24 protein-coding genes are annotated in these 26,780 nt (G+C 71.9%); 5 read left to right on the top strand and 19 right to left on the bottom strand.

What is annotated here, in order from left to right:
* Window positions 1-52: 52 nt before the first annotated feature.
* The 8 genes from WA788_RS11200 to WA788_RS11165 all read right to left on the bottom strand — a co-directional run bounded on the left by WA788_RS11200 (window position 53) and on the right by WA788_RS11165 (window position 7,050).
* Complete coding sequence (locus tag WA788_RS11200; RefSeq protein WP_335975391.1) at window positions 53-256, bottom strand: hypothetical protein; 204 nt, start codon at window positions 254-256, stop codon at window positions 53-55.
* Window positions 257-349: 93 nt separating this feature from the next.
* A complete protein-coding gene (locus tag WA788_RS11195; RefSeq protein ID WP_335975388.1) occupies window positions 350-670 on the bottom strand; it encodes a hypothetical protein in 321 nt (106 codons plus the stop codon).
* Complete coding sequence (locus WA788_RS11190) at window positions 663-1,619, bottom strand: helix-turn-helix transcriptional regulator (RefSeq protein WP_335975385.1); 957 nt, start codon at window positions 1,617-1,619, stop codon at window positions 663-665. Before WA788_RS11190 ends, WA788_RS11195 begins: the two co-directional genes overlap by 8 nt.
* 28 nt (window positions 1,620-1,647) lie before the next feature.
* The gene (locus WA788_RS11185; protein ID WP_335975382.1) at window positions 1,648-2,589 is read right to left on the bottom strand and encodes a helix-turn-helix transcriptional regulator; all 942 of its coding nucleotides are present in this window, start codon (window positions 2,587-2,589) and stop codon (window positions 1,648-1,650) included.
* Window positions 2,590-2,813: 224 nt separating this feature from the next.
* Window positions 2,814-3,185: an FKBP-type peptidyl-prolyl cis-trans isomerase gene (locus WA788_RS11180; protein WP_335975379.1), complete on the bottom strand. Its 372-nt coding sequence runs from the start codon at window positions 3,183-3,185 to the stop codon at window positions 2,814-2,816.
* Between the two features lie 49 nt (window positions 3,186-3,234).
* Window positions 3,235-4,251, bottom strand: coding sequence for an FKBP-type peptidyl-prolyl cis-trans isomerase (locus tag WA788_RS11175; RefSeq protein ID WP_335975376.1), 1,017 nt, complete (start codon window positions 4,249-4,251; stop codon window positions 3,235-3,237).
* Between the two features lie 171 nt (window positions 4,252-4,422).
* Entirely contained in the window at window positions 4,423-5,784 is a 1,362-nt protein-coding gene (pafA, locus tag WA788_RS11170) for a Pup--protein ligase (protein ID WP_328461949.1), read from the bottom strand.
* A gap of 9 nt (window positions 5,785-5,793) precedes the next feature.
* A complete protein-coding gene (locus tag WA788_RS11165; protein ID WP_335975369.1) occupies window positions 5,794-7,050 on the bottom strand; it encodes an MFS transporter in 1,257 nt (418 codons plus the stop codon).
* Window positions 7,051-7,159: 109 nt separating this feature from the next.
* Here WA788_RS11165 and WA788_RS11160 point away from each other — a divergent pair, with 109 nt between their 5' ends.
* Entirely contained in the window at window positions 7,160-8,167 is a 1,008-nt protein-coding gene (locus tag WA788_RS11160; protein ID WP_335975366.1) for a LacI family DNA-binding transcriptional regulator, read from the top strand.
* Between the two features lie 332 nt (window positions 8,168-8,499).
* On the opposite strand, the gene prcA is transcribed toward WA788_RS11160, so the two are convergent.
* The 5 genes from prcA to arc all read right to left on the bottom strand — a co-directional run bounded on the left by prcA (window position 8,500) and on the right by arc (window position 14,010).
* Window positions 8,500-9,252 carry a proteasome subunit alpha gene (gene prcA / locus WA788_RS11155; protein WP_335975363.1) on the bottom strand — a complete coding sequence of 251 codons (753 nt, stop codon included), beginning with the start codon at window positions 9,250-9,252 and terminating at the stop codon, window positions 8,500-8,502.
* Between the two features lie 81 nt (window positions 9,253-9,333).
* Window positions 9,334-10,179: a proteasome subunit beta gene (gene prcB / locus WA788_RS11150; protein WP_335975360.1), complete on the bottom strand. Its 846-nt coding sequence runs from the start codon at window positions 10,177-10,179 to the stop codon at window positions 9,334-9,336.
* Window positions 10,180-10,287: 108 nt separating this feature from the next.
* The gene (locus WA788_RS11145; protein WP_335975358.1) at window positions 10,288-10,506 is read right to left on the bottom strand and encodes a ubiquitin-like protein Pup; all 219 of its coding nucleotides are present in this window, start codon (window positions 10,504-10,506) and stop codon (window positions 10,288-10,290) included.
* Between the two features lie 132 nt (window positions 10,507-10,638).
* Entirely contained in the window at window positions 10,639-12,150 is a 1,512-nt protein-coding gene (gene dop, locus WA788_RS11140) for a depupylase/deamidase Dop (protein ID WP_335975355.1), read from the bottom strand.
* Window positions 12,151-12,243: 93 nt separating this feature from the next.
* On the bottom strand, window positions 12,244-14,010 hold the full coding sequence (gene arc, locus WA788_RS11135) for a proteasome ATPase (protein WP_335975352.1): 1,767 nt from the start codon (window positions 14,008-14,010) through the stop codon (window positions 12,244-12,246).
* 266 nt (window positions 14,011-14,276) lie between these two features.
* Between arc and WA788_RS11130 the strand changes: the two genes are divergently transcribed.
* The gene (locus WA788_RS11130) at window positions 14,277-14,579 is read left to right on the top strand and encodes a ferredoxin (RefSeq protein ID WP_335975348.1); all 303 of its coding nucleotides are present in this window, start codon (window positions 14,277-14,279) and stop codon (window positions 14,577-14,579) included.
* Between the two features lie 17 nt (window positions 14,580-14,596).
* Here the strand turns inward: WA788_RS11130 and WA788_RS11125 are convergent, their stop codons facing one another.
* From WA788_RS11125 to WA788_RS11115, 3 genes are all read right to left on the bottom strand, one after another.
* Window positions 14,597-15,133 (bottom strand): hypothetical protein, encoded by a 537-nt coding sequence (locus WA788_RS11125; RefSeq protein ID WP_335975346.1) that lies wholly within the window; start codon window positions 15,131-15,133, stop codon window positions 14,597-14,599.
* A 280-nt stretch (window positions 15,134-15,413) separates the two neighbouring features.
* Window positions 15,414-16,316: a tRNA (adenine-N1)-methyltransferase gene (locus WA788_RS11120; RefSeq protein WP_335975342.1), complete on the bottom strand. Its 903-nt coding sequence runs from the start codon at window positions 16,314-16,316 to the stop codon at window positions 15,414-15,416.
* A gap of 94 nt (window positions 16,317-16,410) precedes the next feature.
* Window positions 16,411-17,631 (bottom strand): site-2 protease family protein, encoded by a 1,221-nt coding sequence (locus tag WA788_RS11115; RefSeq protein ID WP_335975338.1) that lies wholly within the window; start codon window positions 17,629-17,631, stop codon window positions 16,411-16,413.
* 134 nt (window positions 17,632-17,765) lie between these two features.
* Between WA788_RS11115 and WA788_RS11110 the strand changes: the two genes are divergently transcribed.
* Window positions 17,766-18,716 (top strand): RecB family exonuclease, encoded by a 951-nt coding sequence (locus WA788_RS11110; RefSeq protein WP_335975335.1) that lies wholly within the window; start codon window positions 17,766-17,768, stop codon window positions 18,714-18,716.
* Window positions 18,717-18,729: 13 nt separating this feature from the next.
* Window positions 18,730-19,401: a response regulator transcription factor gene (locus WA788_RS11105; RefSeq protein ID WP_335975333.1), complete on the top strand. Its 672-nt coding sequence runs from the start codon at window positions 18,730-18,732 to the stop codon at window positions 19,399-19,401.
* 103 nt (window positions 19,402-19,504) lie between these two features.
* On the opposite strand, the gene WA788_RS11100 is transcribed toward WA788_RS11105, so the two are convergent.
* The 3 genes from WA788_RS11100 to metH form a co-directional block, all read right to left on the bottom strand.
* Complete coding sequence (locus WA788_RS11100; RefSeq protein ID WP_335975330.1) at window positions 19,505-21,100, bottom strand: ABC transporter substrate-binding protein; 1,596 nt, start codon at window positions 21,098-21,100, stop codon at window positions 19,505-19,507.
* 209 nt (window positions 21,101-21,309) lie between these two features.
* Window positions 21,310-22,017 carry an HAD family hydrolase gene (locus WA788_RS11095; RefSeq protein WP_335975325.1) on the bottom strand — a complete coding sequence of 236 codons (708 nt, stop codon included), beginning with the start codon at window positions 22,015-22,017 and terminating at the stop codon, window positions 21,310-21,312.
* Window positions 22,018-22,168: 151 nt separating this feature from the next.
* Complete coding sequence (metH, locus tag WA788_RS11090; protein ID WP_335975321.1) at window positions 22,169-25,690, bottom strand: methionine synthase; 3,522 nt, start codon at window positions 25,688-25,690, stop codon at window positions 22,169-22,171.
* A gap of 295 nt (window positions 25,691-25,985) precedes the next feature.
* Here metH and WA788_RS11085 point away from each other — a divergent pair, with 295 nt between their 5' ends.
* Entirely contained in the window at window positions 25,986-26,750 is a 765-nt protein-coding gene (locus tag WA788_RS11085) for an IclR family transcriptional regulator (RefSeq protein ID WP_335975317.1), read from the top strand.
* Window positions 26,751-26,780: the final 30 nt, after the last annotated feature.

Here is a 26,780-nt window from a genome sequence, read left to right as displayed (position 1 = left end):
TCGCGGGCCGCCGGGGCAAGAGTACCCTCACCTGCCGGAATCTCGGCAGGTCTCAGCGGCGTGAGATCTCCCCGGTCCGCTCGGCCAGCGGAACCGCGGCCCGGCGCAGCCGCTCGCTCGCCGCGGTCAGCGCCTCGGTGCTGGCGGTGACCTGGTGGGCGAGTGCCTGGACGGCCGCGAAGACCCGGACCGCGAGCGCGCCGAGCACCAGCAGGCCGGCGGTCGACAGCCCGACGTAGAGAAAAAGCCACCACATGAGGCGCGAGCCTATCGGGCGCCGGGCGGGGGCAGGCCGCAGCCCGCCGCCGCACGGCCCGCCGGGGGTTCGGCCGGCGGCTCGAGCGGGGGTTCAGCCGCCGGTCAGCCGCATCGTGGGCACCCCGCCGCCGGTGAGCAGCTCGACGATCCGCTCGCCGGCCGGCTTGCGGACGGCCTCGCCGCACTCGGGGCAGGTGAAGGAGTAGAAGGTGCTGCGGGAGGAGGCGCCGATGGCCAACCGCAGTGCTCCGGCGTCCAGTTGGAAGCTGCTGCGGCAGTGCGTGCAGTTCGCCCGGAACACCGCCGCGGGCGCCGCCGCGGCGTCCTGCGGCTCCGCGTCATCCTGCGGCTGCCCGTCGTCCTGGGGCGGGCGGGCCGCCCGGAGCGTACCGCCGCCCGTGGCGTCACTCACCGTACGCGGCCAAGGCCCGTACCGCCGCCTCGCGGGCGCCCTCGGCGAGGTCGGGCGGCGAGACGATCCGGCCGTCGCGGCCCAGCCGCAGCGCCAGCCGGCGCAGCGAACCGGGGTCGGGCGTGCGCAGGGTGATCCGCAGGCCGCCGTCGGGCAGCTCCTCGGCGCTGTCGTGCGGGTAGTACTCGGCGACCCAGCGCCCGCCGGGCCCGACCTCGACCACCACCTCGGGATCGTCGCCGGCCGGCTGCACCAGGCCCTGGGACAGGTCGCGCGGCTCGATCCGGGGCGGGTCGGACGGCTCGTCCAGCAGCCGGATCTCCGCGACCCGGTCCAGCCGGAAGGTGCGGCGGTCCTCCGACAGCCGGCACCAGCCCTCCACATAGGTGTGGCCGACGGCGAACAGCCGGATCGGGTCCACCTCGCGGTCGGTGAGCGTGTCGCGGGCCGGCGAGTAGTAGCGCATCCACAGCCGGCGGCGCTCGGTCAGCGCGCGGTCGACGGTGGCGAACACGCTGCCCTCGGACTCGAAGGTCACCGACAGCCGGCCGCTGGCCCCGGCCGCCTCCCCCGCCGCCGTCTCCAGCTTCGCCGCCGCGCGCTGGAGCGCCTGCCGGTCGCCCTCGCGCAGGCCGGGCAGATTGGCCACCGCGCGGGCGGCCACCAGCAGCGCGGTCGCCTCGTCGGCGGCCAGCCGCAGCGGCTGCGCCACGTCGTCGGCGGTGCCGGGGTTGTGCCACCAGATCCGCTCGCCGTCGGTGTCGATGTCGAGCAGGTCACCGCCGCGGAAGCTGGTGCCGCACAGCGGCAGGACGTTCAGGTCGCCGATCAGCTCGGCCTCGCTCACCCCGAAGGCCCGCGCCACCTCGCTGACCCGCGCCCCGGGCCGCTCGCGCAGATACGTCACCAGGGACAGCATCCGGCGGGTCTGGTCGATCGCGTTGCTCATCGGTCGCTCCCCCAGCACTGGATCACGGTCAGCCCTTCGCCACGGCGCGCAGCCGGTCCACCAGCTCCACCCGCAACTCCTCGGGCGCCACCACGACCACGTCCGGGCCGAACTCGGCCAGCCACGCGTCCAGGCCGTGCCCGTACGGGACCTCCAGCTCGTCCCACTCCGCGTCGACCGGGGTGGTGGCCACCGCGCGGGCGCGCAGCGGGTAGCCGCTGTCGCGGCGCAGTCTGATCCGCGCGGTGGCGGCGGTGGCGCCCTCGCCGGCCCAGCGCGCCACGGCCTCGCGGACGTCGATGTGGTCGGGCACCTCCACGGTGAAGGCGCCGCGCGCCCTGACCCGGCCGGAGATCCGCGACAGCCGGAAGACCCGCACCTCGCCGCGGTCGCGGTCGTGGCCGGCCAGGTACCAGTGGCCGCGCCAGCACTCCAGCGCCCACGGCTCGACCAGTCGCGGCTCGGGCCGTACGGCGTTGGCCTTGCGGTAGTCGAAGGCGACCGCCTTGCGTTCGCGGGTGGCGACCATCAGCGCCTCGAAGGCCGGCTCCGGCGCCGGGATGCGGGGCTCCAGCGCGGTGGTGGTGTCCTCGTACGGCACCCCGGCCGCGCGCAGCTTCTGCAACGCCCCGCTGGCGGCCTCGGCGAGCCGGGCCTGCTGCCAGACCTTCGCGGCCAGCGCGAGCGCGGCGGCCTCCTCGGGGTCCAGGGCGATGTCCGGCAGTCGGTTGCGGTCGCTGCGGGCGAGGTAGCCGAACTCGCCGTCGATGCTCTCCACGGTGTCGATGACCAGGCCGAGTTCCCGCAGGTCGTCCTTGTCGCGCTCGAACATCCGGTTGAACGCCTCGTCGGAGGTGACCTCGTGGTACGCCTCAATCGAGGCGCGCAGGTCGCGCTTGCTGACCGGGCGCCGGGTGTTCATCAGGCACAGCGCGAGGTTCATCAGCCGCTCGGCCTTGGCGATCGCCATCAGTACGCCCTCATCCGTGTGTTCTCCCGCCCGGCGCGCCCGCGGGCGTGGCCCCGCTGAACCGTACCGCTCAGCGGCGCCGCCCCCAAAACCCGCGGCCCCCGCCGGACAGCGGCGGGGGCCGAGGTCAGCGCACCGGGGGCGCCCCGGTGCGCGGTGGTAAAACGCTCGTCCGATCAGGCGCTCGGCCGATCAGACGCTCGTCGGATCAGCTGCTCGTGCGATCAGACGCTCACGAGGTCGCAGACGAAGATCAGGGTCTCGCCCGGCGCGATGGTGGCGCCGGCGCCGCGGTCGCCGTAGGCGAGGTGCGCGGGGATGGTCAGCTGGCGGCGGCCGCCGACCTTCATGCCCTGCACGCCCTGGTCCCAGCCGGCGATGACCTGGCCGACACCGAGCTGGAACTGCAGCGGCACGCCGCGGTTCCAGCTCGCGTCGAACTCCTCGCCGGTGGAGAACGCGACGCCCACGTAGTGGACGGAGACGGTGTCGCCGGCCTTCGCGACCGGGCCGTCGCCCTCCCAGATGTCCTTGATCTCGAGGCCGGCCGGCGGCTCGCCGCCCGGGAAGTCGATCTCGGGCTTGTCGATGCTCACTGCGGTGCTCCTTGTGCTGTTGCGGGCAACCCGAACAGTCTTGCAGACCTCACAGGATGGCCAGCACGTCGAGGGTGAAGACCAGCGTCGCGTTCTTCGGAATGCCGCTGCCCGACGGCGGGTTGGCGCCGTAGGCGAGTGAGCCGGGGGTCACCAGCAGGATGCGGCTGCCGGCCTTCTTGCCGACCAGGCCCTCCTGCCAGCCCTTGATGAGCTGGCTCAGCTCGAACGCCGCCAGCTGGCTGCGGCTGTAGCTGGAGTCGAACTCCTTGCCGGTGGTCCACACCTTGCCCTGGTACTGCGCCAGCACCGCGTCGGTGGACTTGATCACCGGGCCGTCGCCTTCGAGGATGTAGGCCGAGACGAGCTTGGTGGGGGCCTTGGCGCTCTTCGGGATGGTCAGCGAGGGCATCTTGCCGTCGGTGTTGGTGCCGACCTTCGGCAGGGCCGCGTCGTTCTGCGCGACCGCCTTGCCCTGGGCGGAGCTCTTCGCGTCGAAGCGGTCGAGCACGTCGATGACGAACACCAGCGTGTCGGTGCCCTTGATGCCGGCCTGCGAGTTGCCGCTGCTGCCGTAGCCGAGCGACGGCGGGATCGCCATCTCCACCCGGCTGTGGACGCTCTGGCCGACCAGGCCCTGGTCCCAGCCGGGGATGAGCTTGCCCTCGCCGATCACGTTCGTGTACGGGCTCTTGCCGAAGGAGGTGTCGAAGACCTTCCCGGTGTTCCAGATCTGCCCCAGGTAGTTCACCTGGACGTAGTCGCCGCTGGCGATCTTCGCGCCGTCGCCCTTGATCACCGTCTTCACGGCGAGGTCGGAGGAAGGGGTGCCGGTGCCCTTGGCGACGGTGGGCTTCTGGTTGAAGCCGGTGCCCGCGGTGATCCCCGGCACCGGGCCGGAGACGATCTTCGCCGTCGGGGTCGCCGAGGCGCTCGGCGAGGCGGCCGAAGTGGTCGCCGACGGCGACGAACTGGGCTTCGCCGAGCCGCTCTTGCTGTCGCTGCCGCAGCCGGCGGCGGTGAGCAGGAGCGCGGGTACGGAGAGCAGTACTGAGCGTCGGCGCACGGAAATCCTCGTTACGGTCGTCGGAGTGGGGGCCTGCTGGGTCGATCCATGGCGGAGAACACGAGTACAGCCCCCACACCCTACGGCGTGCCGCAGGCCCCGTACGAGATACGCACGGGGCCTGCGCGGCCGGTGGGGCCGAAGGTGGCGGATGCCGGGTCACATAGCGGGTCACATACCGGCGATCAGCTTCTCCACCCGGTCGTCCACCGACCGGAACGGGTCCTTGCACAGCACGGTGCGCTGCGCCTGGTCGTTGAGCTTCAGGTGCACCCAGTCGACGGTGAAGTCGCGGCGCTGCTCCTGGGCGCGGCGGATGAAGTCGCCGCGCAGCCGGGCCCGGGTGGTCTGCGGCGGCACCGACTTCGCCTCGAAGATCTTCAGGTCGCTGCAGATCCGCTTGGCCTGGCCCTTCCGCTCCAGCAGGTAGTACAGCCCGCGCCGGCGGTGGATGTCGTGGTACGCGAGGTCTATCTGCGCGACCCTCGGGTGGGACATGGTGATGTTGTCGCGGTTGCGGTAGCGCTCGATCAGCTGGTACTTCATCACCCAGTCGATCTCGGTGCCGATCTTCGACAGGTCGCCGCTGCCGATGGACTCCAGGGCCCGGCCCCACAGCTCCAGCACCTGGTCGATGACGCCGCTGCGGATGCCGCGGCGCTCGCAGAACTCGACGGCCTTGGAGTAGTACTCCTGCTGGATGTCGAGCGCGGACGCCTCCCGGCCGGAGGCGAGCCGCACCTTGCGGCGGCCGGTGATGTCGTGGCTGACCTCGCGGATGGCCCGGATCGGGTTCTCCAGGGTCAGGTCGCGCATCACGGTGCCGGCCTCGATCATCCGCAGCACCAGGTCGGTGGCGCCGACCTTGAGCAGCATCGTCGTCTCCGACATGTTGGAGTCGCCGACGATGACGTGCAGCCTGCGGTACCGCTCGGCGTCGGCGTGCGGCTCGTCCCGGGTGTTGATGATCGGCCGGGAGCGGGTGGTCGCCGAGCTGACGCCCTCCCAGATGTGCTCGGCGCGCTGGCTGACGCAGAAGACCGCGCCGCGCGGGGTCTGGAGCACCTTGCCCGCGCCGCACAGCAGCTGGCGGGTGACGAGGAAGGGAATCAGGATGTCCGCCAGCCGGGAGAATTCCCCGTGCCGGGCGACCAGGTAATTCTCGTGGCAGCCGTAGGAGTTGCCGGCCGAGTCGGTGTTGTTCTTGAAGAGGTAGACGTCGCCGGCGATGCCCTCTTCGTGCAGGCGCCGCTCGGCGTCCACCAGAAGGCCCTCGAGGATGCGTTCCCCGGCTTTGTCGTGCGTGACGAGTTCGGTGACGTTGTCGCACTCGGGAGTGGCGTACTCCGGGTGCGAGCCGACGTCGAGATAGAGGCGGGCCCCATTGCGGAGGAAAACATTGCTGCTGCGGCCCCATGACACGACACGGCGGAAGAGGTACCGCGCCACCTCGTCAGGGGACAGACGCCGCTGTCCCCTGAACGTGCATGTGACGCCGTACTCGTTCTCCAGCCCGAAAATGCGGCGGTCCATGTCTGAACATTACGCCTGATCCGACGTGCTGAAACGGGGATCGGGGGCACGGTTTGGATCTTTTTCCGTGACCTGCCGACCGGTTTCGACCTCGCGGGGCGTCAGGATTCGCCCGGTGGACAGCAGTACGCCCAGCGCCACGGCCCCGCAGGCGGCGCAAACCCCGAATCCGGCGGAGGTTCCGACGTGTTGCGCAGCGACCCCGGCGACCGCGGTGCCCAGCGCCGCGCCGACCCCCATGGCGGTCACCACCCAGGAGAACGCCTCCGTGACGGTGCCCGGCGGGGCGTGTCGGTCGACCACCAGGAAGGCGCAGGCGAGGGTGGGCGCCAGGAAGAGCCCGGACAGCGCGGCGAGCGGCAGCATCCAGCCCAGCGCGGGGGCGAGCAGCAGCGGCGGGTAGCAGGCGGCCAGGCCCACCGCGAGCAGCCGCAGCCGCCGCTCGGGGGCGCCGGCGAAGGTGCGGGTGCCGTAGACCAGGCCGCCGGTCAGCGCGCCGAAGCCGTTGGCGGCCAGCAGGTAGGACGCGGCGGAGCCGCCGCCGTGCGCGTCCCCGTAGGCGACCGCGGCCAGCGAGAAGGCGCCCAGCGCGATGCCGACGAAGAAGCAGGCGCCCAGCAGCGCCAGCAGCCCGGGCGAGCGCAGCGCGCCCAGCCAGTGCGGCGCGCGGACCTCGGCGCGCCACTGCCGGGACGGCCCGGAGGTGACGACGATCAGGGTGCCGGCCACGCCCAGCAGCCCGGTGAGGACCACCGCGGCGGCCTCGGAGGCGGCCGCGACCGCCGCGGTGACCAGCAGCGGCCCCAGCGTGAACAGCACCTCCTGGGCGGCGGCGTCCAGCGCGTAGGCGCGGCGCACCTGCTCCTCCCGGTCCAGCACCGCCGGCCACAGCGCCCGCAGGCCGCCTTCCAGCGGCGGTGTGGCGACCCCGGCGAGCAGCACCGCGGCGACCGCGACGGGCAGCGGGCGCGGGCCGTTCGCGGCGAGCAGCCCGAACCCGGCGGCCGACAGCAGCGCGGCCCCCGCCATCACCCGCGGCTGCCCCCTGCGGTCCACCGCCCGCCCGAGCAGCGGCTGGCCGAGGGCGACCGCGAGCCCGTACAGCGCGGACAGGGTGCCGGCCAGGCCGTAGCCGGCGCCGTGCGCCCGGACGAACAGCACGATCGCCAGCCCGGACATCGCGTTGGGCAGCCGGCCCAGCAGGGTGCCGCCGAGCAGCCGCGCGGCGTGCCGGGTCCGCAACAGGTCGCCGTAGCCGCTCGCCATCGCCCCTCCGCATTTAGTGTTACGTATAACGTCTTCGGCGTCATACGTACCATGTCGGCAGCTCACGGGTCCAGACCGTGGGGCGGGTTCCAGGAAGGCGGCGGGCGAGGTGGCCGGGAGCGATCGACCCACATCGCGCGATGTGGCGCGGGTGGCCGGCGTGTCGCAGGCGACGGTGTCGCTGGTGCTCGGCGGGAAGTGGCGCGGGCGGGTCTCGGAGCGCACCGCGGAGGCGGTGCGGGGGGCGGCCGGGGAACTGGGGTACCGGCCGAACGCGGCCGCGCGCAGCCTGCGGCTGGGGCGGACCAGGACCGCGCTGCTCGTGGTGCCCGCGCTCACCCACGAGTACTTCGCCCGGGTCTACGCCGGGGCCGCGCGGGTGGCCGACGCGCACGGCTTCGGGGTGGTGCTCTACCCCTCGCCCGAGGGGGTCGGGCCGGCCCGTGACCCGTTCGGCTCCGCGCGGGCCGCGATCGACGGGGTGATCGCTTCCTCCATGGCGGCCGACGCGCTCGCGGGGATCGCCGAGGGCGGGCTGCCGCTGGTGATGCTGGACAGCGGGCCCGGGGCGGCGGGCGGTCCGCCGACGGTCGACCTCGCCGTCGCGGACGGCATCCGCCAGGTGGTGCGGCACCTCGTGGGGCTCGGCCACCGCAGGATCACGCATCTCGCGGCCGACGTGGACACCTGGACGTTCCGGGTGCGGGCGCAGACCGTCCGCGAGGAGCTCGCGGGCGTCGAGGGGGCCCTGCCGGGGATCGAGCGGTGCGGGCTGAACGTCCGTGCGGCTCATGACGCGGCCGTGCGCGCCCTCACCGGGGCCGGGCCCCGACCCACCGCACTCCTCTGCGACGGCGACATCCTCGCCGCCGGCGCCTGCAAGGCCGCGCGGCGGCTCGGGCTCCGGGTGCCGCAGGATTTGTCCGTCTCGGGCTTCGACGATCTCGAACTCGCGACCGCGCTCGATCCCGAGCTCACCACGGTGCGGCTTCCCGCCGAGGAGGTCGGGGCGCAGGGTATGGCCACGTTGCTCGGGCGCATTGACGGGGTGCCCGTCGCCCCGGTCGAGCTGCCCGTCCAACTCGTTCCCCGCGGGTCCACTGCGTTGGCGCCGTGACGGTCCGTGCCACTTGCCGCACGCGCGCGACTGCCGCTGCGCGGTGGCTGGTCGCGCAGTTCCCCGCGCCCCTGGGTGAGTGCGGCTGCTCCGCAGCGCACAGCGACGCAGGGACGCGGGTAGTCCCCCAACCGACGGGACCGGGCTGGCCCGAGGGGCCCAGGGGCGCGGGGAACTGCGCGGCCAGCCCACCACCCACAGGTGGTCCCCCAACCCACAGGACCAGCCCACCCCGGGGGCAGGGGCGCGGGGAACTGCGCGACCAGCCCACCACCCACAGGTGGTCCCCCAACCGAGAGAACCGGGTTGGGCGGGGGGAGGGGCGGGGAGGGCTACTCCTCTTCTTCGTCCGAGGGGTCGTCCGTCTTCGTGGTGGCCGCGCTGTCGGACTCGAGGAGGCGGGAGAGCTGGCGGCCGAGGATGCGCTTGAACTTGCGCTGCTGGGGCCGGGTGCGGTCGAGGACCGCGACCTCAAGCTGCTCGGCGGTGAGCTGCCGGTCACTCCCGCCGTTGGAGTCGCGCCCGAGGGACTCGACGGCCAGCGCCAGCGCCTCCGCCAGGGTCATGCCGTCGCGGTGCCGCTGGTCGAGGTAGCTGCCGATCTGGTCGGAGTTGCCACCGACGGCGACGGCACCGTGCTCGTCGACGATGGACCCGTCGTGCGGCAGCCGGTAGATCTGGTCGTCCTCGGCCGCGGCGCCCACCTCGGCCACGATCAGCTCCACCTCGTACGGCTTCTCGCCGACGCTGGAGAAGATGGTGCCGAGGGTCTGCGCGTAGACGTTGGCGAGGCCGCGCGCGGTGACGTCGTCGCGGTCGTAGGTGTAGCCGCGCAGGTCGGCGTAGCGCACCCCGCCGATCCGGAGGTTCTCGAACTCGTTGTACTTGCCGACGGCGGCGAAGGCGATCCGGTCGTAGATCTCGCTGACCTTGTGGAGCGCCCGCGAGGGGTTCTCGGCGACGAAGACGATCCCGTCGACGTACTGGAGCACCACGACGCTGCGGCCGCGCGCGATCCCCTTGCGGGCGTACTCCGCGCGGTCCGCCATGGCCTGCTGGGGCGAAACGTAAAAGGGCGTGGACACCGGCTCAACCGTGCCTTTCTGCTGTCGTCGGCGCTGCTGCGTAGGTCAAGGGCCGCGGCGGGCGCGGCGGGTGAGCGGGCGTCACAGCACCTCGGCCTGCGGGCCGTCGGGGTGTTCGAGCCGGCCGTCGAGCACCGAGCGGGCGATCGTGGCGACGTCGGACTCCTCGAGCCGGCGGAAGCCGTCCTCGGTGATGACGGTGACGATCGGGAAGATCTGCCGGGTCAGGTCCGGGCCGCCGGTGGCCGAGTCGTCGTCGGCCGCGTCGTACAGCGCCTGGATGACCGCGGTGACGGTCTGCTGCTCGGTCTGGTCGCGGCGGTGGAGCTTCTTCAGCGCGCCGCGGGCGAAGACCGAACCGGAGCCGGTGGTGGCGAAGTTGACCTCTTCGGTGCGGCCGCCGGTGATGTCGTAGGAGAAGATGCGGCCCTTGGCGCGGTCGGTGTCGTAACCGGCGAAGAGGGGGACCACGGCGAGGCCCTGCATGGCCATCGCGAGATTCCCGCGGATCATGGTGGACAGCCGGTTGGCCTTGCCCTCCAGGGAGAGCGTGGCGCCCTCGATCTTCTCGTAGTGCTCCAGCTCCAGCTGGAAGAGCTTGACCATCTCGACCGCCAGGCCGGCGGTGCCGGCGATGCCGACCGCGGAGTACTCGTCGGCCGGGAAGACCTTCTCGATGTCGCGCTGGGCGATCACGTTGCCCATGGTGGCGCGGCGGTCGCCGGCGAGCACGACGCCGGAGTCGAAGACGGCGGCCACGATGGTGGTGCCGTGCGGCAGCTCAACCGCGCCCTTGACCGCGGGCAGCGCCCGGTTGCCGGGCAGCAGCTCGGGCGAGTGCTCGCCGAGGAAGTCGAGGAACGACGACGAGCCGGGCGTCAGGAAGGCAGCCGGCAGATGCCCGGGCTTACGAGTGTTGGCTTCCACGCGATTCCTTCCACACGATCATGGTGTTTGCTACGGACCCTACCCATGGGCCCCGCATCCATCCGCCCCGCGGTCCACAGGACGCGGGGCGGACGAACGGGTGAGCGGCTACTCGCCGCCCTTCTGGACGAAGGAGCGCACGAAGTCCTCGGCGTTCTCCTCCAGGACGTCGTCGATCTCGTCGAGGACCGAGTCCACGTCGTCCGAGAGCTTCTCGTGGCGCTCCTTGAGGTCCTCGGCGGCCTTGGTGTCCTCCTGGACCTCCTCGGCCTCGTCCGTGGAACGCGTAGCCCGCTGCTGTCCGCCGTCGGTGTCCTTGGTAGCCATGTCCCTCACCCCGCTCGGTTGCGTGCGTACAAGATCAGACCCTACAAGGAGGGTCCGACTACGGCCCTCGAATACGACAACGTCCGAGTGCTAGGGACTTGATTCCCGGTTCCGGGCCGTTTCAGCCGCGGATCAGCCACCGGACAGCACGCGGACCAGCTCGTCGGCCGTGCGGCAGCGGTCCAGCAGGTCCTTGACGTGCTCCCGGGTGCCGCGCAGCGGCTCCAGGGTGGGCACGCGCTGGAGCGAGTCGTGGCCGGGCAGGTCGAAGATCACCGAGTCCCAGGAGGCGGCGGCCACGTCGTCGGCGTACTGCTCCAGGCAGCGGCCGCGGAAGTAGGCCCTGGTGTCCTCCGGCGGGCGCTGTACCGCCCGCAGCACCTCGTCCTCGGTCAGCAGCCGCTTGACCCGGCCGCGGGCCGCCAGGCGGTTGTACAGGCCCTTGTCGGGGCGCACGTCGGCGTACTGGAGGTCGACCAGGTGCAGCCGGGCGGCGTCCCAGTCCAGGCCGTCGCGGCGCCGGTAGCCCTCCAGCAGCTCCAGCTTCGCCACCCAGTCCAGCTCGCCGGACAGGCTCATCGGGTCGGTCTCCAGGCGGCCCAGGACGTCCTCCCAGCGGGTCAGCACGTCCCTGGTCTGCTCGTCGGCGTCGGCGCCGTAGCGCTCCTCGACGTACTTGCGGGCGAGGTCGAAGTACTCCATCTGGAGCTGTACGGCCGTAAGTTTACGGCCGTTGCGCAGTGTGATGAGCCGGCGCAGCCCGGGGTCGTGGGAGACCTCGTGCAGGGTCCGCACCGGCTGGTCTACCGCGAGGTCGACCTTGATGAACCCCTCCTCGATCATGGACAGCACCAGCGAGGTGGTGCCCAGCTTGAGGTAGGTGGAGATCTCCGAGAGGTTGGCGTCGCCGATGATCACGTGCAGCCGGCGGTACTTCTCCGCGTCGGAGTGCGGTTCGTCCCGGGTGTTGATGATCGGGCGCTTGAGGGTGGTCTCCAGCCCCACCTCGACCTCGAAGTAGTCCGCGCGCTGGCTGAGCTGGAAGCCGTCCTCGTGCCCGTCCTGGCCGAGGCCGACCCGCCCGGCGCCGGTGACCACCTGCCGGGAGACGAAGAACGGCGTCAGGTGCCGGACGATGTCCGAGAACGGGGTCTCCCGGCGCATCAGGTAGTTCTCGTGGGTGCCGTAGGAGGCGCCCTTGTTGTCCGTGTTGTTCTTGTAGAGCAGGATCTGCTGGGCGCCGGGCAGCTGGGCGGCGCGCACCGCCGCCTCGGCCATGATCCGCTCCCCCGCCTTGTCCCACAGCACCGCGTCGCGCGGGTTGGTGATCTCCGGCGAGGAGTACTCCGGATGGGCGTGGTCGACGTAGAGCCGGGCGCCGTTGGTGAGGATCACGTTGGCGAGGCCGATGTCCTCGTCGGTGAGCTGGGTGGAGTCGGCCGCCTCCCGGGCGAGGTCGAAGCCGCGGGCGTCCCGCAGCGGGTTCTCCTCCTCGAAGTCCCAGCGTGCGCGCCGCGCCCGGTGCATCGCCGCCGCGTAGGCGTTGACGATCTGGGACGAGGTGAGCATGGCATTGGCATTGGGGTGGCCGGGGACGGAGATGCCGTACTCCGTCTCGATACCCATTACTCGCCGTACGGTCATGCGGCCCTCCTTGCCCGGCTCCGGCCCGTCCGGGCCCGAAACACACCGGCTGCGGGTACCCGCTGGTCGGGACCCGCAGCCGGAGGGTAGTGCTTACAGATACTGTCCGGTGTTCGCCACGGTGTCGATGGAGCGTCCGGTGTCCGCTCCCTGCTTTCCGGTCACCAGGGTGCGGATGAACACGATCCGCTCGCCCTTCTTGCCGGAGATCCGCGCCCAGTCGTCGGGGTTGGTGGTGTTCGGCAGGTCCTCGTTCTCCTTGAACTCGTCCACGCACGCGGCGAGCAGGTGGTTCACCCGCAGCCCGCGCTGGTCGTGGTCGAGGAAGTCCTTGATCGCCATCTTCTTCGCCCGGTCCACGATGTTCTGGATCATCGCGCCGGAGTTGAAGTCCTTGAAGAACAGGACCTCCTTGTCACCGTTGGCATAGGTGACCTCCAGGAAGCGGTTCTCCTCGCTCTCGGAGTACATCCGCTCGACCACCGACTGGATCATGGCGTCCACGGTGCCGGCCCGGGACTGGCCGTGCTCGGCGAGGTCGTCGGAGTGCAGCGGGAGGGTGTCGACCAGGTACTTGGAGAAGATGTCCTTGGCCGCCTCGGCGTCCGGACGCTCGATCTTGATCTTCACGTCGAGCCGGCCGGGGCGCAGGATGGCCGGGTCGATCATGTCCTCGCGGTTGGAGGCGCCGATCACGATCACGTTCTCCAGGCCCTCGACGCCGTCGATCTCGGCGAGGAGCTGGGGGACGATGGTGTTCTCCACGTCGGAGCTGACGCCCGAGCCGCGGGTGCGGAACAGGGACTCCATCTCGTCGAAGAAGACGATGACCGGGGTGCCCTCGGAGGCCTTCTCCCGGGCCCGCTGGAAGACCAGGCGGATCTGCCGCTCGGTCTCGCCGACGTACTTGTTGAGCAGCTCGGGACCCTTGATGTTCAGGAAGTAGCTCTTGCCCTGCGGCCGGCCGGTGACCTCGGCGACCTTCTTGGCGAGCGAGTTGGCGACCGCCTTGGCGATGAGCGTCTTGCCGCAGCCGGGCGGGCCGTACAGCAGCACGCCCTTGGGCGGCCGCAGTTCGTACTCCTTGAACAGGTCGGCGTGCAGGTAGGGCAGCTCGACCGCGTCGCGGATCTGCTCGATCTGGTTGCCGAGGCCGCCGATCTGCCGGTAGTCGATGTCAGGGACCTCTTCGAGGACCAGCTCCTCGACCTCGCTCTTGGGCACGCGTTCGTACACGTAGCCGGAGCGGGGTTCGAGCAGCAGCGCGTCGCCGGTGCGCAGGGTGCCGTCGAGCAGCGGCTCGGCGAGCCGGACCACGCGCTCCTCGTCGGTGTGCCCGATCACCAGGGCGCGCTCGCCGTCCTCCAGGATCTCCTTGAGGGTGACGATGTCGCCGACCAGCTCGAACTCCATCGCCTCCACGACGTTCAGCGCCTCGTTGAGCATCAGCTCCTGGCCGCGCTTGACCTCGTCGAGTTCGACGGACGGGCTGACGTTGACCCGCAGCTTGCGGCCGCCGGTGAAGATGTCGGCAGTGCCGTCGTCATTGGCCTGTAGGAACACGCCGAAGCCGGCCGGCGGCTGGGCCAGCCGGTCGACCTCCTCCTTGAGGGCCACGATCTGGTCGCGGGCCTCGCGCAGGGTGCTCGCGAGCCGTTCGTTCTGTGCGGAGACGCCCGCCAGGTTGGTCTGCAGCTCGACGATCCGCTCCTCGAGAATCCTCGTGTGCCGCGGAGAGTCGGCGAGCTTGCGTCGCAGGACGGCGATCTCCTGCTCAAGAAAGGCGACCTGGCTCATGGGGTCTTCCGAACCACGAGCGGGTCGGCCGCCACGGTTGAATTCGTCGTCGTGGGCCGCCACGGTCCTCACCTCCTCCAAGGGGAGCTGGACGTTCCCAGACCCTACCTGGGCTGGTAGGGGTTGAAACCCCTAGATCACAAAGACGATCGCGGTGTGTCCGATCTTCACCCTTGCGCACGTCCCTCCGCCACTGGGATACCCGCCGATCTCCATTCGAAAGCCGCCGGTTGTATCGTCGTTCGGGTCAACAGCCGCCGGGGGCTGTTGCTTCCCCGGGTGCTTCCCCGGTTATTTCCGGAACGACGAACGGCAGGGATGGGTTCCGCGTGAGCGACAGCCAGGGCCAGGGCGCAGCCGAGGCACTAGAGGTCTGGATCGACCAGGACCTGTGTACGGGCGACGGGATCTGCGTGCAGTACGCGCCCGAGGTGTTCGAGTTGGACATCGACGGGCTGGCGTACGTCAAGGACTCCGACGACGAGTTGCGCCAGTCCCCGGGCGCCACCGTGCCCGTGCCGCTGCCGCTGCTCACCGACGTGGTGGACTCGGCCCGGGAGTGCCCGGGCGAGTGCATCCATGTGCGGCGGGTGGCGGACCGGGTCGAGGTGTACGGCCCGGCGGCCGACTGACCGCGGCGGCCCTCGGCTCAGACGGCCCCGGCGGCCGGGCCGGGCAGCGCCACGTACCGGTCGCCGCGCCACTCCCAGGTGTAGGTGCGCTTCAGGTCCGGGCAGCAGCGGGCGACGTCGTCGCTGGAGAAGCCGAGCACGGTGGCCTTGACGGTGTCGCCGTCCAGCCGGAAGTCGGAGATCTGCCGGTCGTCCTGGGGCCTGACCAGGGTGACCGCGATCTTCGGAGCGCCGCCGGGGTGGGCCGGGGCGGACAGCACGTACACGCCGCTGGGCGGGGTGCCGGTGTCGGAGTGGCAGCGGACCACGACGGCGGTCTCGGGCCGCCCGTCGCCGTCGAAGTCGGCCGAGACGTGCGAGATCACGTCCACCTTGGCGCCGGGGGCGCAGGTCAGCGGGTAGCTGACGGCGTTCGGGTCGGGCGCGGCGACCGGCGGCCCGGATGTCGTCGCGGCGGGTCTGGCGGCGGCCTTGGGGCTGGCGTCCGCGGGCTGCACCAGGGCCATGGCCCCGACCAGGGCGCCCACGGCGGCGGCCGTGGTGATCCAGTGCACAGCGCGGCTGTGCGTGTGCGGAAGGGCCTGACCTGCGGAGGGCTGCACTCGCCTGGCTCCTGGGGGTTCGGTCTGCGGGGGTGGCCAGCATGGTGCCACACGTCACACGGGCGCGGTACGGCGGGGGCGGTGCGGACCCGGGCCGCCGGTCCCCGCGGTCTCGCCGGTGGGCCCGGACCCGTCCGGTACGTCCCCAGGTGGCGGAAAAGCGCCGCGCCGCCGCCGGCGGCCCGGGCGGGCAAACCGGCGGCGGCGCGGTGAAGTTGGCCGGAAACGGACCTCAGCTGTCGGCGCCGCTCCCGCCGCCCGGGCCGGTGTAGTCCTCGCCGTAGGCGCCCTTGGCGGGGCGGCGGCGGCGCAGCGGCGGCTCGACGCCGTCGGCCAGCCGCCGGGCGGTGAGGAGGAAGCCGGTGTGGCCGATCATGCGGTGGTCGGGCCGGACCGCGAGCCCCTCGACGTGCCAGGTGCGGACCATCGACTCCCAGGCGGCCGGCTCGTTGAAGGTGCCGTGCTCGCGGATCGCCTCCACGGTGCGGGCGAGCTGGGTGGTGGTGGCCACGTAGGCGCACAGGATGCCGCCGGGCACCAGGGCCTTGGCGACGGCCTCCAGGCACTCCCAGGGCGCGAGCATGTCGAGGACGACCCGGTCCACGTCGGTGTCCGACAGGTGGTCCTGGAGGTCGCCCACGGTGAGCTGCCAGGCCGGGTGCGGGCCGCCGAAGTAGCGCTCGACGTTCTGGGTGGCGATCTCGGCGAAGTCCGCCCGGCGCTCGTAGCTGTGCAGCATGCCGTGGTCGCCGATCGCGCGGAGCAGGAAGCTGCTCAGCGAGCCGGAGCCGACGCCTGCCTCGACCACCCGGGCGCCGGGGAAGATGTCGGCCATCGCCAGGATCTGCCCCGCGTCCTTGGGGTAGACCACGGCGGCGCCGCGGGGCATGGACAGGACGTAGTCGGGGAGCAGGGGGCGCAGCGCGAGGTAGGCGACGTTTCCCGTGGTCCGCACCACACTGCCCTCGGGGGCACCGATCAGCTCGTCGTGCGGGAAAGCGCCCTTGTGGGTGTGGAACTGCTTTCCGGCTTCGAGCGTGAACGTGTAGTGGCGTCCCTTGGGGTCGGTGAGCTGGACCTGGTCCCCGACTCTGAAAGGCCCGCGCCTGCGGGCTGCACCAGTCGGTTCGGACATAGGACCACCTTAGTGGCTCGCGGCACCCGTTCCGACGGCGGCCACGGGCGGGTGGTCCGCGGTGCCAGGCCGCGCGGAACCAGGCCGCGCGGAACTAGGCCGCGCGGGACATGGCGGCGACGAAGGCGCGCTCGACGTCGGCGGTGGACAGGACGCCGTAGATCTCGCCGGTGGGCTCCACCACGAGGTACTCGGTGGAGGGGGTGGCGCGCAGGGTGTCGAGGAGTTCCTCGCCGGTGAGGTCGGCGGACACCCGCATCCCCGGGCGCAGGTCGTGGGACAGGCCGCTGACCGCGACCCAGGGGCGCCGGTGCTCGGGCACCGAGATGATCGCCGACTCGCGCACCAGCGCCGTCGGGTCGCCCTTGCCGTCCACGACGACCAGGGCCCGCGCGCCTGCCTCGTTCGCCCGGCGCAGCGCCTCGGACAGCGGGGTGTCGGAGGAGACCGGCACGGCCCGCCGGGTCAGGGTGCGTGCCCGCAGGTCGGGCAGGCGCTCGCGCAGCCGCGCCATCCGCAGCCCGTTGCCCGCGCCGGTCCACATGATCGCGGCGAGGATCGCGGCCAGCAGCGCGTCGGTGAGCGAGTCCGCGCCGCTCTCTCCGCCGCCCCGCAGGTAGGACAGCATGGGCATGCCGATCAGGACGGCCAGCGCGAGCACCCGCCCGGCCCAGGCGGCCGCCACGGTGCCCTTCATCGGGTCGCCGCTGAGCTTCCAGACCACCGCCCGCAGCATGCGGCCGCCGTCCAGCGGGAGTCCGGGCAGGAAGTTGAAGATCGCCACGATCAGGTTGCTGACCGTCAGCCCGGCGAGCAGCACCCCGGGCACGGTGCCGCGGTCGACGAGCTGCATCCCGCCGTAGAAGACCCCGGACAGCACCAGCGACAGCAGCGGCCCGACGAAGGAGAGCATGAACTCGCGGCCGGGGGTGTCGGAGTCCTTCTCGATCTCCGAGACGCCGCCGAAGAACTGGAGTTGGATGCGGCGCACCGGCAGGTCGAACCGGATCGCCGCCACCGTGTGCGCCAGTTCGTGGACGAGCACCGAGGCGTAGAAGGCGACCGCGAAGAAGAGCGAGACGAGGTAGCGGACGCCGCCGAGGTCGGGCAGCACATGGTCGAGCTGTCCGCCGAAGACCCAGGTGATCAGTGCGGCGACCAGGAACCAGCTGGGGGCGACGTAGATGGGGACGCCGAGGAACCTGCCCATGAGGATGCCGCCGCCCGGCTCCCTCGGCTGCTTGTCCGTGCCGTCCTCGCCGCCGCGGCCCGGCGCGCGGGTGTTCCGGGACGGTGGACCGCCGCTCTCGCTCACTCATTCCCCTTCTGAAAACAGACCCCCGTGCCGATCATGCGGCACGAGGGGCATCGGGCCCATGATATGGCCCTGTCGCGTGGGGCACACCGGCGCGTGCCCTGTGTCGGTGGCAGGCCGTAAGGTCGTCTGCCATGGGGACGCAGACGAAGCAGGCGGAGCAGACCGGGGCGGCCGCGGCGAAGGGGCCGTCGGGCGGCCCCGGCGGCGGGCTGCCGCCGCGCCCGCCCGCGTCGCTGTCGCCGTCGCGGGCGGCGGACTTCATGCGCTGCCCGCTGCTGTACCGGTTGCGGGTGATCGACCGGCTGCCGGAGCAGCCGAGCCAGGCGGCGACCCGCGGCACCGTGGTGCACGCGGTGCTGGAGCGGCTGTTCGACGCGCCGGCCGCCGAGCGCACACCGGAGCGGGCCCGCGCGATGGTGCCCGGCGAGTGGCAGCGGCTGCTGGCCGCCCGCCCGGAGCTGGCCGGGCTGTTCACCGCGGCCGAGGGCGCGCTCGACGCAGCGGCGCTGGCGGAGTGGCTGGCGAGCGCCGAGCGGCTGGTGGAGCGGTGGTTCACGCTGGAGGACCCGACCCGGCTGGAGCCCGCCGAGCGCGAGTTGTACGTGGAGACGGTGCTGGAGTCGGGGTTGACGCTGCGCGGCTACGTCGACCGGCTGGACGTGGCGCCGGCCACCGGGGACCTGCGGGTGGTGGACTACAAGACGGGCAAGGCGCCCCGCCCGGAGTACGCCGACGAGCCGCTGTTCCAGATGCGGTTCTACGCGCTGGTGCTGTGGCGGCTGCGCGGGGTGGTGCCGCGCCGGCTCCAGCTGGTCTACCTCGGCAGCGGCGACGTGCGGACGTACGACCCGTCGGAGGCGGACCTGCTGCGCACCGAGCGGCGGCTGCTGGCGCTGTGGGAGGCGATCCAGGAGGCGACGGCCAGCGGTGACTGGCGGCCGCGGCGCACCCCGCTGTGCGGGTGGTGCGACCACCAGGCGCTGTGCCCGGAGTTCGGCGGCACTCCCCCGCCGTACCCGCTGGCGCGCCCCGCCGACGCGGGCGGCACCGGGCCCCTCGTGGGCGAGAATGGTCCGGTCTAGCGAAGGAGTACTTGTGGCGATCCGCGTCCTGCTGGTGGACGATCAGCCCCTGTTGCGCACCGGCTTCCGGATGATCCTGGAGGCCGAACCGGACCTGGCCGTGGTCGGCGAGGCCGGGGACGGGCAGCAGGCGCTGGACCAGGTGCGGGCGTTGCAGCCCGACGTGGTGCTGATGGACATCCGCATGCCCCGGATGGACGGGGTGGAGGCGACCCGGCAGATCACCGGCCCGGACCGGTCGGGCCCGGCGAAGGTGCTGGTGCTGACCACCTTCGACCTGGACGAGTACGTGGTGGAGGCGCTGCGCGCCGGGGCCAGCGGCTTCCTGCTCAAGGACGCGCCGGCCGCGGAACTGGTGCAGGCGATCCGGGTGGTGGCCGCCGGCGAGGCGATGCTCGCGCCCAGCATCACCCGGCGGCTGCTGGACAAGTACGCCGGCCGCCTCCCGTCGGGCGAGGAGGCGCTGCCGCAGCCGCTGCACACGCTGACCGAGCGCGAGGTGGAGGTGCTGAGGCTGGTGGCCCGCGGCCTGTCGAACGCGGAGATCGCCGCCGAGCTGTTCGTCAGCGAGACCACCGTGAAGACGCATGTCGGCCATGTGCTGACGAAGCTGGGCCTGCGCGACCGGGTGCAGGCGGCGGTGTACGCGTACGAGAGCGGCCTGGTGCGGCCCGGCGCGGGCTGAGCCGAGCCGCCCGCCCACGGCAACGCCCCTGCACCGGTCCGGCGCAGGGGCGTTGCCCTTTCGCGTGCCGCGCCCGGGGGCGCGGCGGTCGCGGCGGTCGCGGTCAGCTGGAGGCGCCGCGGCCCAGCTCCCAGAACTGCGTGGTGGTCGACGCGTTGAGCGCCCACTCCGCGCCGGTGATGTCGTTGCGGGCGGCGATGTACTGGTTCGCCTGCCACAGCGGGAGCATCGGCACCTGCTCGGCGACGAGCTTCTGCGCCTCGTCGAAGGCGTCCGTGGTGGCGCTGCGCTCGGCCTGGCGGCGGGTCTCCGGCAGGATCGTGTTCCGGATCTGCGTCAGGTCGTACGGCAGCGGGATGAACGTCTCCTTGTCGAAGAACGGCGCGATGTAGTTGTCGGGGTCGGGGAAGTCCGGCAGCCAGCTCAGCGCGAAGACCTGGTACTTGCCCTCGCCGGCGGCCTTCAGGAACGCGTTCCACTGCTCGCTCTTGACGGTGACGTCGAAGAGCCCGGAGGCGTTGAGCTGCTTGGCGATGGCCTCGGCCTCGGCCTGGTTCATCGTGCCGCCGTTGTCGCGGCGGAAGTTGATGGTCAGCGGCACCTTGTCGGTGATGCCGGCGTTCTCCAGGGTCTTCTGCGCCTTCTTGACGCTGGGCTCGCCGTAGGTGTCGTAGAAGGAGTTGACGTGGGTGGTGATGCCCTGCGGGACCACCGAGTACAGCGGTACCGCGGTGCGCTGGTAGACGTCGCGGGTGATCGCCTGGCGGTCGACGAGCTGGGCCATCGCCTGGCGGACCGCGGTCTTCTTCAGCGACGGCGCGTCGGTGTTGAGGAAGAGGTAGCGGGCCTCGCCGCCGGAGGACTCGGTGAGCTTGAAGTCCGGGTCAGGGTTCGACTGGAGCTTCTGGATCTGGTCCGGCGACATCTGCCGGCTCATCACGTCCAGGGCGCCGGACTTGAGCGCGTTCTCCATCGTGTCGGAGTCGGCGTACATCTTGAGGGTGACGGCGCTGTTGTGCATCTTCAGGGTGCCGTCGTAGTGGTCGTTCTTGGTGAACACCGCCTGCTTGCCCGCGGTCCAGGAGTCCAGCTTGTACGGGCCGGAGCCGACCAGCCGCCAGCCGGTGTACGGCTTCGCCGCCGGGTACACGGTGCTGTCCACGATCGCGGCGGCGGGGGTGGCGAGCTTCGCGGGGAAGGTCGCGTCGGGCTGCTTGAGGTGGAAGACCACGGTCTGCGCGTCGGGCGCGTCCACGCTCTTGACGTCGGATATCAGCGACGACGGGCCGTCGGCCCAGTGGATCTTCTGCATCCGGTCGATGGAGTACTTCACGTCCGCGGAGGTGAGCGCGCGCCCGGTGGAGAACTTCTCGCCGTCGCGCATCGTGCACTGGTACGTCAGTCCCGAGGTGCCGTCGTAGTGGCACTCCTTGGCCGCGTCGGGCGTCGGCGTGGTGCTGCCGCGCTGGTAGGTCAGCAGCATCTGGAAGGTGTTGTAGAAGATGTTCCAGGTGGCGCTGTCGTAGGACGTGGCCGGGTCCAGCGGCGCCGGGTTGTCCTTGGTGAGCTCGATGCTGTCGGTGGTGCCGACGACGATGGGTTTGCCACTGCCGCCGCTGCCGCCGGAACTGCCGCACCCGGTGATGGCGGGTGCCAACGCGCCGAGCAGGGCCGGCAGCACCAGAAGCTTGCGGTTCATCGTTGCTAGTTCTCCTCTTGCGCATGTGCCGGGGGCTCGTGGCGCGCCCGAAAGGCCCAACAGGCCCGCCCGCGTACCCGGATCACAGGAGCAGGGCGGCGGCAGCGCGGGGCACGCTGGGGCGACGATACCGAGATCTGCGGTGATCAGCACCAACGGGTGGGCCAAAGTCAGTGGTCTGCACAAGCGGAGCGGGTAAGATCACACGCTCAGTGAAGGGCCGTGCGCAAGGAGCGCAGAAAAGGGACGTCGAGGTCCTCCAGGGACCGTACGACGGTGCGGCCCGGCGCCGGTGGGATCGGCACCAGCGAGGGCACCGCGACCACCCGGCAGCCGGCCGCCTCGGCGGACGCGACGCCGGTGAGGGTGTCCTCGACGACCACGCAGTGCGCGGGGTCGGCGCCCAGCCGGGCGGCGGCGGCCAGATACGGGTCCGGGTGCGGCTTGGTGCGGCCGATCTCGTCGCCGGCCAGGGTGAAGGCGAAGTGCTCCGGGCCGAGCGAGCGGAGCATGGCGTCGATGGTGCGGCGGTGCGAGGCGGACACCAGTGCGGTGGGCACGGTGTGCGCGACGAGTTCGGTCAGCAGCCGCCGGGCGCCGGGCATCAGGGGCGCGCCCTCGGCGACCAGGTGCTCGAAGCGGCTGTTGATCGCGGCCATCAGCTCGGGCAGCGGCACGCTGGTGCCGGTGACGTCGACGAGGTGGCCCACGCTGCGGGTCATCGGGCCGCCGACGACCACCGAGCGGTGTTCCTCGTCCAGCACGTGCCCGAGGTCGGCGAAGACCGCGGACTCCGCCGCCCACCACAGCCCCTCGGTGTCGACCAGGGTGCCGTCCAGATCCAGCAGCACCGCCCAGGGGCCGTCGTCGGCCTCCTCCTGCGTGCGGACGGCGGCGACCGGGATGCTGCTCGTCATAGGCCCCACTCCTCGGTACTCCTGGGCTCCGGGGGGCACGAAGGCCGGTCGCCGTGCCCCGCGGAAGGTGCGGGGAGACGACCGGCCTGTGCCGGACCCACAAGTCTACGACGGGCGCTCCCGGCCCGCTGAACGGCGGATGAACCGCTGGTCAGCGCGCGTTGAAGTACTTCGCCTCCGGGTGGTGGACGATGATCGCGTCGGTGGACTGCTCGGGGTGCAGCTGGAACTCCTCGGAGAGCTTGACGCCGATCCGCTCCGGCTCCAGCAGGGCGGCGATCTTGGCCCGGTCCTCCAGGTCGGGGCAGGCGCCGTAGCCCAGGGAGAAGCGGGCGCCGCGGTACTTCAGGTCGAACATGTCGACCACGTCGGCGGGGTCCTCCCCGGCGTAGCCGAGCTCGGCCCGGACCCGGGCGTGCCAGTACTCGGCGAGCGCCTCGGCGAGCTGGACGGACAGGCCGTGCAGTTCCAGGTAGTCGCGGTAGGAGTCGGCGGCGAACAGCTCGTTGGCCGCCTCGGAGACGCGGTTGCCGACGGTGACCACCTGGAAGCCGACGACGTCGGTCTCGCCGGATTCCTCGGGCCGGAAGAAGTCGGCCAGGCACAGCCGCCGCCCGCGCCGCTGGCGCGGGAAGGTGAAGCGGGTGCGCTCGGTGCCGTCCTCGTGGAGCACGATCAGGTCGTCGCCCTTGGAGACGCACGGGAAGTAGCCGTAGGTGACGGCCGCCTCCAGCAGGTGCTCGGACTGGAGCTTCGTCAGCAGGCCGCGCAGCCGGGGGCGTCCCTCGCTCTCGACCAGTTCCTCGTAGCTCGGGCCGTCGGCGCGCGACTGCTTCAGGCCCCACTGGCCCTTGAAGAGCGCGCCCTCGTCCAGCCAGGAGGAGTAGTCGGCGAGCTGGATGCCCTTGACCACCCGGCTGCCCCAGAACGGCGGCGCGGGCACCGGGTTGTCCACGGCGACGTCGGAGCGGATCTGGCCGAGGTTGACCTCCTCGGGCTCCTCCGGCTGCTCCCGCTTGGGCACCCGGCGGGCCTTCAGCTCCGGCAGCGCCGCGCCGGGCACCCCGCGCTTCACCCCGATCAGGGCGTCCATCAGCCGCAGGCCCTCGAAGGCGTCGCGGGCGTAGCGGACCTCGCCGGCGTAGATCTCGTGCAGGTCCTGCTCGACGTAGGCGCGGGTCAGGGCCGCGCCGCCGAGGATCACCGGGTACTTCGCGGACAGGCCGCGCTGGTTGAGCTCCTCCAGGTTCTCCTTCATGATCACCGTGGACTTCACCAGCAGCCCGGACATGCCGATCACGTCGGCGCGGTTGTCCTCGGCGGCCTCCAGGATCGCGGAGACCGGCTGCTTGATGCCCAGGTTGACCACGGTGTAGCCGTTGTTGGAGAGGATGATGTCGACCAGGTTCTTGCCGATGTCGTGCACGTCGCCGCGGACGGTGGCCAGCACGATGGTGCCCTTGCCCTCGTCGTCACTCTTCTCCATGTGCGGTTCGAGGTAGGCGACCGCGGTCTTCATCACCTCCGCGGACTGGAGCACGAACGGCAGCTGCATCTGGCCGGAGCCGAACAGTTCGCCGACCACCTTCATCCCGGCCAGCAGCGTGTCGTTGACGATCTCGAGGGCGGGGCGCTCGGCCAGCGCCTCGTCCAGGTCGGCGCTCAGGCCGTTCTTCTCGCCGTCGATGATCCGGCGCTGGAGGCGCTCCTCCAGCGGCAGCGCCATCAGCTCCTCGGCGCGGCCGGCCTTCAGGGACTTGGAGTCGACGCCCTCGAAGAGCTGCATCAGCTTCTGCAGCGGGTCGTAGCCCTCGGCGCGCTTGTCGTAGACCAGGTCGTAGGCGGCCTGGCGCTGCTCCTCGGGGATGCGGGCGATCGGCAGGATCTTGGCGGCGTGCACGATCGCGGAGTCCAGCCCGGCCTTGACGCACTCGTCGAGGAAGACGGAGTTGAGCACGGTGCGGGCGGCGGGGTTGAGGCCGAAGGAGATGTTGGACAGGCCCAGCGTGGTCTGCACGTCCGGGTGGCGGCGCTTGAGCTCGCGGATGGCGTCGATGGTGGCGACGCCGTCCTTGCGGGACTCCTCCTGGCCGGTGCAGATGGTGAAGGTCAGGCAGTCGATGAGGATGTCGGACTCGCGGATGCCCCAGTTGCCGGTGAGGTCGGCGATCAGCCGCTCGGCGATCTCCACCTTCTTCTCGGCGGTACGGGCCTGCCCCTCCTCGTCGATGGTCAGCGCGATCAGCGCGGCGCCGTGCTCGGCGGCGAGCGCGGTGACGCGGGCGAAGCGGGACTCGGGGCCGTCGCCGTCCTCGTAGTTGACGGAGTTGAGCACCGCGCGGCCGCCGAGCTTCTCCAGCCCGGCCTTCAGCACGTCCACCTCGGTGGAGTCCAGCACGATCGGCAGCGTGGAGGCGGTGGCGAAGCGGCCGGCGATCTCGGCCATATCGGCGACGCCGTCGCGGCCGACGTAGTCCACGCAGAGGTCGAGCAGGTGGGCGCCCTCGCGGATCTGGTCGCGGGCCAGCTCCACGCAGTCCTCCCAGCGGCCCTCCAGCATCGCCTCGCGGAACTTCTTCGAGCCGTTGGCGTTGGTCCGCTCGCCGATCGCCAGGTAGGAGGTGTCCTGGCGGAAGGGCACGGTCTGGTAGAGGGAGGCGGCGCCGGGCTCGGCGCGCGGGTCGCGGCGGACGATGTCGTGGCCGCCGATCCGATCCACCAGCTGGCGCAGGTGCTCGGGGGTGCTGCCGCAGCAGCCGCCGACCAGGGACAGGCCGTACTCCTGGGCGAACATCTCGTGCGCGTCGGCGAGTTCGGACGGGGACAGCGGGTAGTGCGCGCCGTCCTTGGTGAGCACCGGCAGGCCCGCGTTCGGCATGCAGCTGAGCGGGATGCGGGAGTGGCGGGCGAGGTAGCGCAGGTGCTCGCTCATCTCGGCGGGGCCGGTGGAGCAGTTCAGGCCGATCAGGTCGATGCCGAGCGGTTCGAGCGCGGTCAGGGCGGCGCCGATCTCGGAGCCGAGCAGCATGGTGCCGGTGGTCTCCACCGACACCGAGCAGATCACCGGCAGGTCGACGCCCGCGGCGGCCATCGCGCGGCGGGCGCCGAGCACGGCGGCCTTCACGCCGAGCAGGTCCTGCATGGTCTCCACGACCAGGGCGTCGGCGCCGCCGGCGATCAGGCCGGCCGCGTTGGCCTGGTAGCCGTCGCGCAGGGTGAGGTAGTCGATGTGGCCGAGGGTGGGCAGCTTGGTGCCCGGGCCGATCGAGCCGAGCACGAAGCGGCGGCGGCCGTCGGCGGCGAAGCCGTCGGCGACCTCCCGGGCCAGGCGGGCGCCGGCCTCGGACAGCTCCTCGATCCGCTCGGGGATGTCGTACTCGCTCATCGCCGAGTGGTTGGCGCCGAAGGTGTTGGTCTCGACGCAGTCCACCCCGGCCTGGAAGTAGGCCTCGTGGACGGAGCGGACGATGTCCGGGCGGGTGACGTTGAGGACTTCGTTGCACCCTTCGAGCTGCTGGAAGTCGTCGAGCGTCGGCTCCTGCGCCTGGAGCATGGTGCCCATCGCGCCGTCGGCGACGACGACGCGGGAGGCGAGTGCCTCCCGGAGTGCGGCGACCCGGGCCGCGTCGTGCGCGGACGCGGCGGGGGTGGACGAGGGGGACGGCAAGGCCATGGGTTGCTCCCTGGAGTGCGACGGCTGTCGGCTATGCGCCGCCGCGCCCCCGGGGGCGCGGCACGCACTCCGCCAGAGTAGCGGGAGCGGCCGGAAAGACTCGGGCGATTCCAGCCACCGGACGGGTCGTACGGGTGGGGTGCGGGCCGTGGTCTGCCATGATGAAGAATGTCCAAGGTCGACATTGTCGACCCGGAGCATCTCCTGCCGCCCGCTGCCGCCCCCGGTCACCGCCCCGGTCGGCGTGCGCGGCGGCCGGCGAACCGCACCGTCCCGCAGATCTTGGAGCGCCGCCATGCCAGGTCCCATCCAGTCCCTGGAACGCGCCGCGGCGATCCTGCGGCTGCTGGCCGGCGGCGAGCGGCGGCTGGGCCTGTCGGACGTGGCCTCCTCGCTCGGGCTGGCCAAGGGCACCGCGCACGGCATCCTGCGCACCCTCCAGCAGGAGGGCTTCGTCGAGCAGGACCCGGCGTCGGGCAAGTACCAGCTGGGCGCGGAGCTGCTGCGGCTGGGCAACAGCTTCCTGGACGTGCACGAGCTGCGCGCCCGGGCCCTGGTGTGGACCGACGACCTGGCCCGCTCCAGCGGCGAGGCGGCGTATCTGGGGGTGCTGCACCAGCAGGGCGTGCTGGTGGTGCACCACGTCTTCCGGCCCGACGACAGCCGCCAGGTGCTGGAGGTCGGGGCGATGCAGCCGCTGCACAGCACCGCGCTGGGCAAGGTGCTGGCCGCCTACGACCCGGTGGCGCACAGCGAGGCGGCCGAGGGCGAGCGGCCCGCGCTGACCGGGCGGACGGTCACGCGGGCGGCGGACTTCGAGGCGGTGCTCGACCTGACCCGGGCCCGCGGGTGGGCCGCGGACCTGGAGGAGACCTGGGAGGGCGTGGCGTCGGTGGCCGCGCCGGTGTACGACCGGCGGCGGATGCCGGTCGGCGCGGTGGGCGTGACCGGCGCGGTGGAGCGGGTCTGCGACGGCGGCGGGATCAGGGCGCAGCTGGTCGCGGCGGTGCGGGACTGCGCGCGGGCGGTCTCCCGCGACCTGGGCGCGGGCCGGTTCTGATGCGGCCCGGGGTGCCGGGCGGGGCGTTTC

This window comes from Streptomyces sp. CA2R106, from assembly GCF_037034245.1.
Taxonomy (GTDB): domain Bacteria; phylum Actinomycetota; class Actinomycetes; order Streptomycetales; family Streptomycetaceae; genus Actinacidiphila.
The sequence above is the reverse complement of the archived record's forward strand: the minus strand, read 5'-3'. Positions and strand labels throughout refer to the sequence as shown.

Coding starts and splice junctions, on each gene's coding strand:
- WA788_RS11200 (WP_335975391.1), bottom strand. CDS start 256: ATGTGGTGGCTTTTTCTCTACGTCGGGCTGTCGACCGCCGGCCTGCTG.
- WA788_RS11190 (WP_335975385.1), bottom strand. CDS start 1,619: ATGAGCAACGCGATCGACCAGACCCGCCGGATGCTGTCCCTGGTGACG.
- WA788_RS11185 (WP_335975382.1), bottom strand. CDS start 2,589: ATGGCGATCGCCAAGGCCGAGCGGCTGATGAACCTCGCGCTGTGCCTG.
- pafA (WP_328461949.1), bottom strand. CDS start 5,784: ATGGACCGCCGCATTTTCGGGCTGGAGAACGAGTACGGCGTCACATGC.
- WA788_RS11165 (WP_335975369.1), bottom strand. CDS start 7,050: ATGGCGAGCGGCTACGGCGACCTGTTGCGGACCCGGCACGCCGCGCGG.
- WA788_RS11145 (WP_335975358.1), bottom strand. CDS start 10,506: ATGGCTACCAAGGACACCGACGGCGGACAGCAGCGGGCTACGCGTTCC.
- dop (WP_335975355.1), bottom strand. CDS start 12,150: ATGACCGTACGGCGAGTAATGGGTATCGAGACGGAGTACGGCATCTCC.
- WA788_RS11120 (WP_335975342.1), bottom strand. CDS start 16,316: ATGTCCGAACCGACTGGTGCAGCCCGCAGGCGCGGGCCTTTCAGAGTC.
- WA788_RS11110 (WP_335975335.1), top strand. CDS start 17,766: ATGGGGACGCAGACGAAGCAGGCGGAGCAGACCGGGGCGGCCGCGGCG.
- WA788_RS11100 (WP_335975330.1), bottom strand. CDS start 21,100: ATGAACCGCAAGCTTCTGGTGCTGCCGGCCCTGCTCGGCGCGTTGGCA.
- WA788_RS11095 (WP_335975325.1), bottom strand. CDS start 22,017: ATGACGAGCAGCATCCCGGTCGCCGCCGTCCGCACGCAGGAGGAGGCC.
- metH (WP_335975321.1), bottom strand. CDS start 25,690: ATGGCCTTGCCGTCCCCCTCGTCCACCCCCGCCGCGTCCGCGCACGAC.
- WA788_RS11085 (WP_335975317.1), top strand. CDS start 25,986: ATGCCAGGTCCCATCCAGTCCCTGGAACGCGCCGCGGCGATCCTGCGG.